The organism is Streptomyces sp. NPDC001668, from assembly GCF_042893155.1.
In the GTDB taxonomy this organism is placed as follows: Bacteria; Actinomycetota; Actinomycetes; order Streptomycetales; family Streptomycetaceae; genus Streptomyces.
Map to the genome: position 1 here is coordinate 315,708 of NZ_JBIAUQ010000009.1, position 13,086 is coordinate 328,793.

Sequence of the window (13,086 nt, forward strand, 5' to 3'; positions counted from 1 at the left end):
TGTCACTCCTTTGTGAGAAAGCCCCGTGGAAACCTGCTAGTTGCCGGGAAGCTGTGAGAACGGCGCCCGGTCCGTCCGTGGCTCCGGCGGCAGCTTCAGGACGTGTTCGCCGATCAGGTTGCGCTGGATCTGGTCGGTGCCACCGGCCAGCCGGTAGCCGGGGGCGCCGAGCAGATGCTGGGTCCACGCGAAGGTGCCCGGCTCCCCGGTGTCGGCGCTGATCCGCGCCCCCATCAGCTCGGCGGCCACCTGGCCGGTGCGGGTGAGCAGCTCGGAGGCCATGAGTTTGGTCAGCGAGGCCTCCGGACCCGGCCGGCCGCCGGCGGCGCTCGTCCGGGCGACGCGGTCGACGGTGGCCGTGCGCAGGGCGGCGCGGACGTACAGGTCGGCGAGGAGCTGGCGGACCAGGGGGTCACCGGTCCGGCCGAGGGAGCGGGCGAGGGCGAGGACGTCCGGGAAGGTGCCGCCCTTGCGGCGGTTGCCGCTGCCGGAGGCGGTCCGCTCGAAGGCGAGGGTGGTGGTGGCGACCTCCCAGCCCTGGCCCGGCCGCCCGATGCGCAGCCCGTCGGGGACGCGTACGCCGCTGAGGAAGACCTCGTTGAAGGAGGCGCCGCCGCTCATCTGGCGGATGGGGCGCACCTCCACGCCGGGGGCGTCCATCGGGACCAGGAAGGCGGTGATGCCGGCCTGTTTGACGACGTCCGGGTCGGTGCGGGCGAGCAGCAGTCCGTAGTCGGCGAACTGGGCGCCCGAGGTCCACACCTTCTGCCCGTCGATCACCCAGTGCTCGCCGTCCTGACGGGCGCGGGTGCGCAGGGCCGCGAGGTCGGATCCGGCGCCGGGTTCGCTGAAGAGCTGGCAGGCGAGCCGGTCGGTGCGCAGGAACGCGCGTGCGTGGTCGCGGCGTTGCTCGTCCGTCCCGAACAGGGAGACGGCCATCGCGACCAGGCGCACGGTGACGCTGATCAGCTCGGTGGACGGCGGCACCTCGAAGGCGGCCTCCTCCTCGGCGAAGACCGCCACATGCGCGGCGGTCAGACCCGCGCCGCCCTTGTCGGCGGGAAGCGTCAGCGCCTGGTAGCCGGCGTCGAAGCGGGCCCGCTGGTAGGCGCGGCAGCGCTCCAGCAGCAGGCGTTCCTCGTCCTGCGGGAGGTTGTGGAACACGGCGAGGTCGGCCTCCGCGGCGGACTCCGGCGGCCGCGCCGGTTCCAGCACGGTGGCCAGCCACTGCCGGACCTGCCGGCGCCATGCGTCCGGATCGGGCTGGGACATGGCTCCTCCTCACATACTTACCAGACGACAGATTGAGTAACGGTACGAGAGACGCAGGTCTCCTTCACGGCTGAAACGTGCGGGAACTGCTTCGTCTGGGGTCAGAGTGTTCCGTACTTTCTTGATAAACGCTACAGTCTCCGCATCCCTCTCTCCCGTCGGCATCGGGAGAGAACCGAGGAGCCGCCGGAGGAGCCATGTCGCTGCTGCCACTCGACCGCCGCGCCCAGGAGACACCCGACGAGCCCGCCCTGGCGGACGACTTGGGCGTGCTCTCCTGGGCGGCCCTCGCCGACCAGGTGGCCCGGGCGGCGACCAGGCTGCTGGAGTTCGCGCCCGGCCCCGACGACCGGATCGCCGTCCTCGGAGACAACGCGATCCCGACGCTGGTGACCCATCTGGCGGGCCTGCGGGCCGGGGTGGGGACCGTGGCCACGTCCCGGAACCTCACCTCGGGCGAGCTCGTCGACCAGATCATCGACGCGGGGGTGACCGGGATCGTCGCCGGACCGGCCGGCGCGGGTGCCGCCCTCGACGCGGCCAGGGAACTGGGACTGCCGATCGTGGTCCACGGCACCCCGGCGGCCGGGCACGCCTTCGACTGGGACCTGTGGCTGGCCGCCGCGCCCGACGACCGCACCCTCCCCACGGACCGGCCCGCCCGGCCCCCGCTCGTCTACACGTCGGGGACCACCGGACGGGCCCGCGGCACCGAGGTGCGCTGGGTCAGCGGCCCGGTCGCCGACAGCACCGCCTACCTCGCCGCGATGTCCGCCCGGCCCGGCTTCCCGCCGGGACCCCACCTGGTGTGCGGCCCTTTGCAGCACAACGCGCCGCTGACCTCGCTGCGGCACCTGGCGGCCGGTCAGCCGGTGGTCGTCCTCGGCAGATACGACGCGGAGTCGTTCCTCAGCCGGGTCCAGAGGTGGCGGGTCTCCTCGACGGTCATGGTGCCCACCCACTTCCAGCGGCTGCTCGCCCTCCCGGAGGACGTCCGCGCCCGGTACGACGTCTCCAGCCTGCGCCAGGTCTCCCACACCGGCTCCGCGTGCCCGCCGGACGTCAAGCGCGCCATGATCGCCTGGTTCGGTCCGGTGCTGACCGAGTCGTACGGCGCCAGCGAAGCGGGAACCGTGGCCCGCATCAGCAGTGACGAGTGGCTGGCCCACCCGGGCTCGGTCGGGCGGGTCCGGCCGCCGTTCGAGGTGCTGGTCACCGACGACGACGGTCGCCACCTGCCACCCGGCGAACGCGGGCTGCTGGCCTTCCGGGCACCCGAGGACCAGGGCGTGCGCTACCACGCCGACCCGGACAAGACCCGGTCCGCCTACCTCTCCCCCGGCGTCTTCACCCTCGGCGACATCGGCTACGTCGACGCCGACGGTTACATCTTCATCACCGACCGGGCCGCGGACGTCGTGGTCTCCGGCGGGGTGAACCTGTACCCGGCCGAGAGCGAGGCGGTCCTGCGCCGGCACCCGTCGGTCCTCGAAGTCGCGGTGATCGGCGTGCCCAACCCGGACTTCGGCGAGTCGCTGCGGGCGCTGGTCGTGGTCGCCGGGGACGAGCCGCCGACCGACGCACTGGACCGGTTCTGCCGGGAGCACCTGGCCGCCTACAAGTGCCCGAAGTCCTACGAGATCGTGCCCGAGCTGCTGCGCAACGCGATGGGCAAGCTCGACAAGCGCGCGATGCGCCGCCCCTACTGGAGCTCGGAACGGACCATCGCCGGCTGAGCCACCCCCTGTACTGAAGGATCATCCATGACTGAACTCCTCCTCGTCCGGCACGGCCTCCCTCTGGCGGGCGTGTTCGACCCGGGGCTGTCGCCGGAGGGCACCGCCCAGGCCGAACGCCTCGCCGCGTGGCTCGGCCATGAGGACCTGGACGCCCTGTACGTCAGCCCGTTCCGACGGGCCCGCGAGACCGTGGCACCCCTGGAACGGCTCACCGGCATGACCGCGACCGTCCTCGACGACCTGCGCGAATGGGACACGGACGTCACCCAGCCCTACACCCCGCCCGAGCAGATCGGCACGGGCGACCCCCGGGCGGCGGCGCTCGCCGAGGGACGCTTCGAGGACTTCGTGCCCGACCTCGACTGGGACGCCTTCCGCGCGCGGGCGGTGCGCGCCATGGACACCATCCTCGACACCCACCCCGGCGGGCGGGTCGCGGCCGTCTGCCACGGCGGCATCACCAACACCTACCTGGCGACCGTGCTCCGCCTGCCGACGATGTTCTGGTTCCACCCCGGCTACACCTCCGTCAGCAGGGTGCGGCGCATGCCCGGCGGCCGGGTCGTCCTGCACTCGGTGAACGAGACGGCCCACATGATCGCCGAACGCGCCGTCGACCCGGTCGCCTGACCCCGTAACCACCCCAGGAGGTCCCGGCCATGCCCGGATCCGTCATCGTCGCCGGAGCAAGGACACCCATCGGCAAGCTGATGGGCGCGCTGAGCAGCCTGTCCGCAGTCGACCTCGGCGCCCACGCCATCCGCGCGGCACTGTCCGCCGTCCACCTCGACCCGCGGGCCGTGCAGTCCGTCGTCATGGGCCATGTGGTGCAGGCCGGTGCCGGTCCCAACCCGGCCCGGCAGGCCGCGGTCCGCGCGGGCATCCCCTTCTCCGTCCCGGCGAGCACCGTCAACAAGCTGTGCCTGTCCGGTCTGCACGCCATCGCCCTGGCCGACCTCATGATCTCCTCAGGCCGGCACGAGGTCGTCGTCGCGGGCGGTATGGAATCCATGTCCGGCGCCCCGCACCTGCTGCGCGGATCACGCACCGGCTGGAAGTACGGCGCCGCCTCGCTGGAGGACGCCCTGGACCGCGACGCCCTCGTGTGCGCCTTCGACGGCGTCTCCATGGGCACGGCCACCGAGCGCTACCAGCAGTCGTACACCCTGACCCGCCAGGAACAGGACGAGTACAGCGCGCTCTCCCACCAACGGGCCGCCCACGCCCAGCAGTCGGGCGCGCTGTCCGAGGAGATCGCCCCCGTCACGGTGACCGGACGCCGGGGCGAGACGGTGGTGGACACCGACGAGGGCGTACGGCCGGACAGCACCGCCGAGACCCTCGGGCGCCTGCGGCCGGCCTTCTCCGACACGGGCACCATCACCGCCGGCAACTCCTCGCAGCTCTCCGACGGCGCGGCTGCCGTGGTCGTCATGAGCGCGGAGCGCGCCCGACGCGAGGGGCTGACACCACTGGCCGAGATCGGCGCCTACGGCACGGTCGCGGGCCCCGACCCCTCGCTGCTCGTCCAGCCGGCCGGAGCGGTCCGCGACGCCCTGGACCGCGACGGACGGCTGAAGGCCGCCGACCTGGACCTGTTCGAGATCAACGAGGCGTTCGCCGGAGTGGCCCTGGCCTCCGTACGCGAACTGGACATCCCCGTGGACAGGGTGAACGTCAACGGCGGGGCGATCGCCCTCGGACACCCGGTCGGCATGACCGGAGCCCGGCTGGTGCTGGCCCTCGCGACGGAACTGCGGCGGCGCGGCGGCGGCAGCGGAGCGGCGGCCCTGTGCGGGGGCGGCGGCCAGGGTGACGCGCTGTTGCTGCACGTACCGACGCAGGCCTGAACCCCGGAGCGGAATCACCATGAACGACCAACTCCCCCCGACCGCCCTCACCGTGGCCGCCCGCACCCTCGCCGCCGACGACGTGGTCTCCCTCACCCTGCGCCGCCCCGACGGCGGAACGCTCCCCGCCTGGACGCCGGGCGCCCACATCGACGTACTCCTGGACGCCGAGGAAGGCGACCTGGTCCGCCAGTACTCCCTGTGCGGAGACCCGGCCGAGCACGAGTCCTGGCAGATCGCCGTACTGCGCGAGCCACAGAGCCGCGGCGGCTCGGCGCACGTCCACGACCACCTGCGCGAAGGCGCCACCGTGCGGGTCCGCGGACCCCGGAACAACTTCCCGCTACGGCCCGCCGCCCGCCACCTGTTCATCGCCGGCGGCGTCGGGATCACGCCCATCCTTCCCATGGTCGAGGCGGCCGAGGCCGCGGGGGCGGACTGGAGTCTGCTGTACGGCGGCCGCACCCGGACCTCCATGGCGTTCCTGGACCGCCTCGCCCCGTACGGCGACCGGGTCCTGATCCGTCCGCAGGACGAGTACGGCCTCCTGGACCTCGCCGCCCACCTCGGCGTGCCCAAGGCGGGGACCCTGGTGCACGCCTGCGGACCCGAACCCCTGCTGCGGGCGGTGCAGGAGCAGTGCGCGGGCTGGCCGTCCGGCACGCTGGGCGTCGAGCGGTTCGCCCCGGTCACGACGGCCGAACCCGGCGCGGCGGCCACGGCCTTTGAGCTGGAGCTCGCCCGATCCGGACTCACCCTCACCGTGCCGCCGGACCGTTCGGTGCTGGAGACCCTGGAGGAGGCCGGCGTCGACGTCGACTTCTCCTGCCGGGAAGGCACGTGCGGCACCTGCGAGACCGACGTACTGGACGGCACACCCGACCACCGGGACTCGCTGCTGACCGAGGACGAACGGGCCGCCGGCGACACCATGTTCATCTGTGTCTCCCGCTCGCGCGGACCGCGCCTCGTCCTCGATCTCTGACGCCGCTCACCTCACGCTCACCCTCATCGGAAAGGACGGACCCCTGATGGATCCCGTCACCCGTCTCGGCGTCGTCGGCTGCGGCCTCATGGGCTCCGGCATCGCCGAGGTCGCCGCCCGCCGCGGCATCGACGTCCGTGTCGCCGAATCCACACCGGAGGCGGCCGAGGCAGGCCGTCTCCGTATCACCGCCTCCCTCGACCGGGGTGTACGGCACGGCAAACTCAGCGCGGAGCAGCGCGACCAGGCCCTCGCCGCGCTGTCCTTCACCACCGACCTCGGCGACATGGCCGACCGTCAGTTCGTCATCGAGGCCGTCGCCGAGAACCGCGACATCAAGACCGGCGTCCTGCGCCTCCTGGACAAGGCGGTCGAGGACCCGGCGGCGGTCCTGGCCACCAACACCTCCTCGATCCCCGTCGTCGATCTCGCCGTCGTCACCGAGCGGCCCGAACGGGTCATCGGACTGCACTTCTTCAACCCCGTCCCCGTGCAGCAGCTGGTCGAGGTCGTCCCCGCGCTCGTCACCGGCGCCGACACACTGCGGCGCACCCGCGACTTCGCCGAGCAGTTGGGCAAACGGGCCATCCAGGCGCCCGACCGCTCCGGTTTCGTCGTCAACGCCCTCCTCGTGCCGTATCTCCTCAGCGCGGTACGGATGGTGGAGTCGGGCTCAGCACGACCGGACGACATCGACCGTGGCATGGAACTCGGGTGCGCCCACCCCATGGGCCCGCTGCGCCTGCTCGACCTCATCGGCCTCGACACCGCCCAGGCCGTGGCCGAGTCGATGTACGAGGAGTACAAGGAGCCGCTGTACGCACCTCCCGCGCTGCTGCGCCGGATGGTCGCCGCGGGTCACCTCGGCCGGAAGAGCGGCCGCGGGTTCCACACCTACGAGTCCTGACGTTCCATCAGGTCTGCGAGACCTCGGCCGCTTCGGAGCCTTCGCGGCGTATCCGCTCGACGCCCCAGACACCGAGCGGCTCGAGCGCCTTGTTGAGCGTGTGCCCGTGCTCGGTGAGGGAGTACTCCACGCGGGGCGGCACCTCGGCGTACACCTCCCGGTGCACGAGGCCGTCCTCCTCCATCTCCCGCAGGTGCTGCGTCAGCATCTTCTCGCTCACCCCCGGTAGGCCACGCCGGAGCTGAGCGAAGCGGCGTACGCCATGGGCTTCGAGTTCCCAGAGGATCAATCCCTTCCACTTACCGCTCACCACGTCGAGTGCGGCGTCGATGCCACAGATGTAAGGCCCGCACCTCGGCGCCCTGGCCATCGCTTGTCCCCTTACTAATAGGTAAGTACCGCAGAAAATAGTGGGTACTTCCGACGGTAGCGGCGCTCTCCAAGGATGGAGGGGTGAACGAACAACAGAACTCCACCACCGGACGAGACAGCGCTGTCACCGTGATCGGGCTCGGTCCGATGGGCCGGGCGATGACCCGCACCCTCCTCACCGCCGGCCACCCGGTCACCGTCTGGAACCGCACCCCCGGGCGCGCCGAAGGCGTCGTCACCGGCGGAGCGATGCTCGCTTCGCCCCCCGGCGAGGCGGTCGAAGCGAGTGACCTCGTGATCCTCAGTCTCACCGACTACCAGGCGATGTACGGCATCCTCGGCAGCGCCACCGCGTCCCTCGCCGGCCGCACACTGGTCAACCTGAGCTCCGACACCCCCGACCGCACACGTGAGGCGGCAGCGTGGGCAGCGGACCACGGCGCCGACTTCCTCACCGGAGGTGTGATGGTTCCCGCGCCGATGGTCGGTACGGAGGCGGCCTACGTCTACTACAGCGGACGCGAGCAGGTGATGGAGAACCACCGGGCCGCGTTGGCACCGCTCGGAACGCCGAAGTACCTGGGCGGCGACCCGGGCCTCGCCCAGATGATGTACCAGGCCCAACTCACCGTGTTCCTCACCACCTTGTCGGCGCTGATGCACGCGACCGCGATGCTGGGCACGGCAGGCCTGAAGGCGTCGGAAGCGCTGCCGGAGCTGCTCTCCACCACCGACTCGATCGGCGACATGCTGCGGGCGGGCGAGGAGAATCCCGGCACCGCGCTCGATGCCGGGCAGCATCCCGGCGACCTCAGCACCGTCACCATGATGGGTGCGACATCCGACCACATCGTCGAGACCAGCACCTCACTCGGCCTCGACCTCGCGCTCCCGCTGGCCGTGCAGGCCCACTACCGGCGCGCGATCGAGAACGGGCACGGCAGCGACAACTGGACCCGCATCATCGACAGCATCCGAGGACCCCGCTGACCGAGCACGAGCGACGGCCACGTGCGCGGGAGCAGTGCGGAGCCGAACGTGGCGATGACAAGGTGAGGACCATACCGTCGCCCCCAATGGCGGAGAGCCCGGCTCTGGTTCCGGGTGGACGCAGGTTCGCGATCCTGCCCGCGCCACCTCCGCCCGCCTTCCCCGCACACGACGTCCCCCTCAGCCGTCGCGCCCGGCCCCGATGAGGACGAACGCCATCGTCGCCGGTCGGCCGCTGCGGTTGCGCCAGGCGTGCCGGGTGCCGTTCTGGATCACGATGTCCCCTGCCGAGAGCGGGGTGCAGTCGCCGTCGTCGAGTTCGAGGACGATCTCGCCCTGGAGCACGATGCCGTAGTCCACGGTCGGCGTCGTGTGCATGCCGTCGGGCTCGATGAGTTCGGCGATGCCGGGTGAGTCGGCCCGTTGTTCCCCGTCGAAGGCGACCGGGTCGAAGTCAGGGTCGGTGAACGCGGACTCCGGCGGGAAGGTCAGGACGATGAACCGGGTACCGCCGGGCGCCGGAAGCAGGCTGGTGACCTTGGGTGTGGGGTCCTCTCCGGTCGGGCTGACCGGTTCGCCGGGGTCGGTGGCCCAGGGCAGACGGGAGATCCAGCCCGGCAGGCTGGTGAACTCCCGGCTGCGCGGGACGGGGCCGTCGCTGACGACGACCGATCTGCCGTTCTCGTCATGACCGGTGACGACTCTGCGCATGATCTCTCCTCGTTCGCTGTGCCGGGGCCGCCGGACAGTCGGTCACACGTGTCGGCCGCCGCCGGCCGCGGTCGGTGCCTCCAGGGCGTTGGCCCAGGCGTCCAGCACACCGCCCACCGTGGAGGCGGGCGCCCGCAGCAGGGCGGACGCCGCCGTGCGGACGAACAGCTGGTGCCGGTCGTCCGTGAGGTACTCCACCGGGGACTTGCCATCCACGCGGGCGAGCAGCAGCGCGGGCAGCAGTGAGGCGGCCCGCGCCTCCAGGGCGGCTCGGGGTTCCCAGTCGACCTGCCGGACGTACTCCTCGGCCAGCACCCGGGCGGACCGCAGGAGTTCGGCGCGGCTGCCGGGCACCACGAGACTCTTGAGGAGCAGGTGGTTGACGCAGAAGGCCAGATCGAAGGCCGGGTCGCCGTACCAGGCGCATTCGGCGTCCAGCAGCACGGGCCCCGACGGGCCGACGAGGATGTTCTTGGGGCTGACATCGCCGTGCACCAGGGCCAGGCGGGTGCGGGCCGTGCGGTCGGCGAGGCTCCGGAGGGTGCCGGCCAGGCCGGGGTGCGCCGCCGCGGTGGCCAGAAGGTACGGCTCGATGCGCAGGGCGTGGAAGTTGTCGTCCGTGGCGAACTCCGCGGCCAGGGCCGCTTCACCCGCGCTCGCCGCGTGCAGGGCGCCGAGCACCTCTCCGACGGCCGCCGCGGTCGTCACCTCCACCTCTCCGGCCAGGAGTTGGGCCTTCCACATGGGGTGGCGCTCGGCGGGCAGGTACGCCATCGCGAACAGACCGGCCTCGGGATCGTGCGCCAGGAGGTCGGGCACGCTGTCCGGCCGGTGCTGGGAGGCGAAGCGCATCCACGCCCATTCGTAGGCGTTGCGCGAGACCGGTGCCTCCCACTCGGCCGCGACGCGCAGCCGGGCCAGGGCCCGCTTGACGCACAGGGACCGCCCCGGCAGGTCCACCCGCCACAGGTCGGAGGAGACGCCGCCGGCCAACGGCGTCCAGCGCGCGGTTTCGCCGGGGCGAGCCAGCTTGTGGGCGGTCAGGAAGCCGGACAGCGCGGGGTCCGGACTCTCCGGCGCCGGGGTGGGGTTCATCGCCGGTCAGCCGATCCGGTGGGCCGCACGGCGGGGTCGTTGCAGGGATGCGCCGGGGCCTCGCCCGCCAGGACGCGTACGACCTCTTCCGCGGCGCGGCGGCGCAGTTCCGTGACCGAGGCGTCGGAGGAGAACGCGACGTGGGGGGTGAGCAGCGCGCCGGGCTGGTCCAGCAGAGCTGCGGGTACGTGGGGCTCGCTCTCCAGGACGTCGAAGGCGGCTCCGTCCAGCTGCCCGCCGTCCAGCGCCTTGATCACGGCGTCGGTGTCGACCAGCCCGCCGCGGCTGACGTTGACCAGCAGCCCGCCGGGCTTCATCAGTGCCAACTGGCCGGCGCCGACGAGGTGATGCGTGCCGGGGGTCAGCGGCACGTGGAGGATCACCACGTCGCTCCGGCGCAGCAGCTCCTCAAGGCCCACCAGCTCGACGCCTGGGGTGTCCTTGGGCGGGTGGGGGTCGTGGGCCAGTATCCGGCAGCCGAACGCGCCGAGCTTGCGGGCGGTGGCGCGGCCGATCCGGCCGAATCCGACGACGCCGCAGGTCAGCGTGGACAGCCGACGCAGCCGGGCGCCGGCGGGGTCCCAACGCCCGGTACGGACCTCCCGGTCGAACACGGCCAGGCCCCGCGTCCAGGCGAGCACCATGCCGACAGCATGGTCGGAGACCTCCTCGACGCAGTAGTCCGGCACGTTGGTGACCCACACGCCCCGCTCGGTGGCGGTCTCCACGGCGATGTTGTCGAGGCCGACGCCGAGTCTGGCCACGATCCGCAGGTCCGGTGTGGCGCCGACGGCGGTGGCGGACACGGGAGCCCAGCAGGTGAGGATGCCGGCGGGCCGGTGCTCGGCGACCAGCTGTTCGACGCTCTCGGCGGAGGCGGGTTCCGCAGGGCCGGACACCAGCCTGTGGCCCGCGCCCTCGATGACGGATCGCTCGACGGAGTCGTCGGGCCAGGCGTAGTCGGTGAGCAGCACGGTCTCGGGGCGGCTCGGTGGTGTCATGGCAGATCGTCCTCGCAGAATCGTACGGCCGTCGCGGACGGCCGGCTTGGCGCCCGGTCGCGTCCGGTCGGCAGGGTCTTGACATCACCCGGAACGGCGGCCGTCGGCTTGTCCGATGGCCTGCGGCCGCCATGGATACGGGTGGAGTGTGTCGCTGGGCTCGGGCGGATGTCGGCGGCGCGCTCCGACTCGTGGTCGGAAGTCGCCACCGCTGGGCCCCTGGAGCTGGGTCGCGAGATGCCGGGGCATGTCGAATCACTTTGTCACAGCCACGCGATGCTAACGATAGCACTGCGGGTCTGCGAATCGTCAAGAACGCAGCCCACGGCAACCCATCCCGTCCCGCACGGGCCGCGCCGCACGGGCCGCACCCCGCGTCCCGCACCGAAGTCGTCGCACACCCTCACCACCGGAAAGCGGCGGCATCCCAGGAAATTCGCGCGGACGTCTTGACGCGCCGTGCACTTCCCTTCATGGTTTCTGCCAACCCCGACCGTGCGGCCGAAAAGTGTCCGCACAAGGTCCGGTCGTCGAAGACGCCATAGCCACGGACGTCCCCGACGGGCTCTTCACGGCTGAATTCCGCATGCGGTGTCCGACCGCGCGGTGGCCGATCGCCCGCATTCCGTCAGACGGCGCCGATACAGCCGTCGCCGACTCGAGTCCGTGTTCAGCTCACCGCTTCTCGTCATCGCCGTGCGATCTCCGCCCGGCGATGAATCCGCCGCGGCCTGCCGTGGCCCATTCCTCATCAGGAGCCGCTATGACTCACGCAGCGCAAGTCGACAGCAGTGCAGTGCCCGTCGAAGAAACCCGGAAAGGCAGCCGGCCGCCCGTCTCCCGGACCATGATCGGTGTGGGCTTCCTGCTGGTGGTCCTCTCCTACATGGTCAACGCGATGGACCGCCAGGTCTTTCCGCCGTTGCTGCCCGACATCCGTACCGAGTACGGGTTCTCCCTGGAGCAGGGCGGGCTGCTGGCGACGAACTTCACGCTCGGCATGGCTCTGGCCGGCCTGCCCGCGGGCTACCTGCTGGACCGTTTCCGCCGCAAGACCGTGCTGCTGGTGAGCATCGCGATCTACTCCCTCGGCACGATGGCCACCCCGCTGGCGACCGGCTTCGCCGACATGACCCTGTACCGGGTGGTATCGGGCTTCGGTGAGGGCATGCAGTCCGCCGCGATCTTCGCCGCGATGGGTGCCTTCTTCGCGCAGCGTCGCGGTCTCGCGTTCGGCGTGATCGGGGTGGGCTACTCCGTGGGCGTCTTCATCGCCCCGCTCATCGGTGTCGAGCTCGCGAGCACCCACGGCACCTGGCACTCGCCCTTCTACCTGTTCGGGACGGCCGGGCTGCTGATCGCCGCCGCCTCCCTGCTCCTGCTGAAGACCGGCCTGACCGAGCACTCCGTCGAGAAAACCGTCTCGACCAGCACCTGCGACCACATGCCGGCCTCCGCCTACAACCGCAACACCGTCGCGCTGGCCGTCCACTCGGTCGTCAGCGGCGTGGCCATCTACGGCTTCCTCGGCCTCTACCCGACGTACCTCATCACCTCGCTGCACTACTCGGCCGGGCAGGCCGCGCTGGCCATGAGCTTCCTCGGTTTCGGCGGCATGACGGCCGTCTTCGGCGGCTGGCTCGGCGACCGCGTCAACCAGCGCAACCTGCTGATCCTGAGCCTGCTGGCCGTCTCCGCCATCAGCGTGTGCATCTACGAGACCCAGGCGGGGGTCGGCGTGCAGTGCGTGTTCGCCTTCCTCATGGGCGCCTTCGGCCTGGGCTTCATCTATCCCAACAGCAACAGCGTGATGCAGCGGGCCGTCCGCCCGTCGCAGATCGGACGCGCTTCCGGTCTCTTCGTCACCAGTTACTACGGCCCGGCGGCCTTCTCGGGCCTGCTCTTCGCCGCCCTGGTGAACTCCTTCGGCTGGGACCGGGCCGGGCTCCTCCAGGTCACACTCCTGCCACTGGCCGGAGTGGTCGCCCTGACCTTCGTCCGTCCGGGGCAATTCAACAACGCGGCCCGCTGACGGGGCGCGTGAACGTGGGGGGGGGGGGGGGGGGGGGGGGGCGGGGGCCCCCCCCCCCCCCCACCGCCGGGTGGTGGAGCCACGAAGCCCGATAACCCCCCGGGGGCGGGAACCCCAACCCCGAGAGGCGGC

Annotated in this window: 12 protein-coding genes; 7 read left to right on the top strand and 5 right to left on the bottom strand. The window is 71.7% G+C overall.

Annotation, left to right across the window (positions count from 1 at the left end; genetic code table 11):
• Positions 1-36: 36 nt before the first annotated feature.
• Positions 37-1,272 carry an acyl-CoA dehydrogenase family protein gene (locus ACFYZ8_RS27550; RefSeq protein ID WP_388533517.1) on the bottom strand — a complete coding sequence of 412 codons (1,236 nt, stop codon included), beginning with the start codon at positions 1,270-1,272 and terminating at the stop codon, positions 37-39.
• A 197-nt stretch (positions 1,273-1,469) separates the two neighbouring features.
• Between ACFYZ8_RS27550 and ACFYZ8_RS27555 the strand changes: the two genes are divergently transcribed.
• The 5 genes from ACFYZ8_RS27555 to ACFYZ8_RS27575 are packed head-to-tail and all read left to right on the top strand — an operon-like array spanning position 1,470 to position 6,753.
• Positions 1,470-3,008, top strand: a complete 1,539-nt coding sequence (locus ACFYZ8_RS27555) for an AMP-binding protein (protein ID WP_388533514.1) — start codon at positions 1,470-1,472, stop codon at positions 3,006-3,008.
• 27 nt (positions 3,009-3,035) lie between these two features.
• A complete protein-coding gene (locus ACFYZ8_RS27560) occupies positions 3,036-3,641 on the top strand; it encodes a histidine phosphatase family protein (RefSeq protein WP_388533512.1) in 606 nt (201 codons plus the stop codon).
• Between the two features lie 29 nt (positions 3,642-3,670).
• A complete protein-coding gene (locus ACFYZ8_RS27565) occupies positions 3,671-4,861 on the top strand; it encodes an acetyl-CoA C-acyltransferase (RefSeq protein ID WP_388533510.1) in 1,191 nt (396 codons plus the stop codon).
• 19 nt (positions 4,862-4,880) lie between these two features.
• Positions 4,881-5,846 (top strand): PDR/VanB family oxidoreductase, encoded by a 966-nt coding sequence (locus tag ACFYZ8_RS27570; RefSeq protein ID WP_388533508.1) that lies wholly within the window; start codon positions 4,881-4,883, stop codon positions 5,844-5,846.
• 46 nt (positions 5,847-5,892) lie between these two features.
• Positions 5,893-6,753: a 3-hydroxybutyryl-CoA dehydrogenase gene (locus ACFYZ8_RS27575; protein ID WP_359036332.1), complete on the top strand. Its 861-nt coding sequence runs from the start codon at positions 5,893-5,895 to the stop codon at positions 6,751-6,753.
• A 7-nt stretch (positions 6,754-6,760) separates the two neighbouring features.
• On the opposite strand, the gene ACFYZ8_RS27580 is transcribed toward ACFYZ8_RS27575, so the two are convergent.
• Entirely contained in the window at positions 6,761-7,123 is a 363-nt protein-coding gene (locus tag ACFYZ8_RS27580; protein WP_388533505.1) for a winged helix-turn-helix transcriptional regulator, read from the bottom strand.
• A gap of 83 nt (positions 7,124-7,206) precedes the next feature.
• Between ACFYZ8_RS27580 and ACFYZ8_RS27585 the strand changes: the two genes are divergently transcribed.
• Positions 7,207-8,115, top strand: coding sequence for an NAD(P)-dependent oxidoreductase (locus tag ACFYZ8_RS27585; protein WP_388533503.1), 909 nt, complete (start codon positions 7,207-7,209; stop codon positions 8,113-8,115).
• A 180-nt stretch (positions 8,116-8,295) separates the two neighbouring features.
• Here ACFYZ8_RS27585 and ACFYZ8_RS27590 read toward each other — a convergent pair whose 3' ends face one another.
• The 3 genes from ACFYZ8_RS27590 to ACFYZ8_RS27600 are packed head-to-tail and all read right to left on the bottom strand — an operon-like array spanning position 8,296 to position 10,922.
• Positions 8,296-8,826, bottom strand: a complete 531-nt coding sequence (locus tag ACFYZ8_RS27590; protein ID WP_388533501.1) for a cupin domain-containing protein — start codon at positions 8,824-8,826, stop codon at positions 8,296-8,298.
• Positions 8,827-8,868: 42 nt separating this feature from the next.
• A complete protein-coding gene (locus ACFYZ8_RS27595; RefSeq protein WP_388533498.1) occupies positions 8,869-9,921 on the bottom strand; it encodes a phosphotransferase family protein in 1,053 nt (350 codons plus the stop codon).
• Positions 9,918-10,922 (bottom strand): C-terminal binding protein, encoded by a 1,005-nt coding sequence (locus ACFYZ8_RS27600; RefSeq protein ID WP_388533495.1) that lies wholly within the window; start codon positions 10,920-10,922, stop codon positions 9,918-9,920. Before ACFYZ8_RS27600 ends, ACFYZ8_RS27595 begins: the two co-directional genes overlap by 4 nt.
• A 796-nt stretch (positions 10,923-11,718) precedes the next feature.
• Here ACFYZ8_RS27600 and ACFYZ8_RS27605 point away from each other — a divergent pair.
• Positions 11,719-12,954: an MFS transporter gene (locus ACFYZ8_RS27605; protein WP_388533492.1), complete on the top strand. Its 1,236-nt coding sequence runs from the start codon at positions 11,719-11,721 to the stop codon at positions 12,952-12,954.
• The last annotated feature ends 132 nt before the right edge of the window (positions 12,955-13,086 follow it).

Coding starts and splice junctions, on each gene's coding strand:
- ACFYZ8_RS27550 (WP_388533517.1), bottom strand. CDS start 1,272: ATGTCCCAGCCCGATCCGGACGCATGGCGCCGGCAGGTCCGGCAGTGG.
- ACFYZ8_RS27555 (WP_388533514.1), top strand. CDS start 1,470: ATGTCGCTGCTGCCACTCGACCGCCGCGCCCAGGAGACACCCGACGAG.
- ACFYZ8_RS27560 (WP_388533512.1), top strand. CDS start 3,036: ATGACTGAACTCCTCCTCGTCCGGCACGGCCTCCCTCTGGCGGGCGTG.
- ACFYZ8_RS27565 (WP_388533510.1), top strand. CDS start 3,671: ATGCCCGGATCCGTCATCGTCGCCGGAGCAAGGACACCCATCGGCAAG.
- ACFYZ8_RS27570 (WP_388533508.1), top strand. CDS start 4,881: ATGAACGACCAACTCCCCCCGACCGCCCTCACCGTGGCCGCCCGCACC.
- ACFYZ8_RS27575 (WP_359036332.1), top strand. CDS start 5,893: ATGGATCCCGTCACCCGTCTCGGCGTCGTCGGCTGCGGCCTCATGGGC.
- ACFYZ8_RS27580 (WP_388533505.1), bottom strand. CDS start 7,123: ATGGCCAGGGCGCCGAGGTGCGGGCCTTACATCTGTGGCATCGACGCC.
- ACFYZ8_RS27590 (WP_388533501.1), bottom strand. CDS start 8,826: ATGCGCAGAGTCGTCACCGGTCATGACGAGAACGGCAGATCGGTCGTC.
- ACFYZ8_RS27595 (WP_388533498.1), bottom strand. CDS start 9,921: ATGAACCCCACCCCGGCGCCGGAGAGTCCGGACCCCGCGCTGTCCGGC.
- ACFYZ8_RS27600 (WP_388533495.1), bottom strand. CDS start 10,922: ATGACACCACCGAGCCGCCCCGAGACCGTGCTGCTCACCGACTACGCC.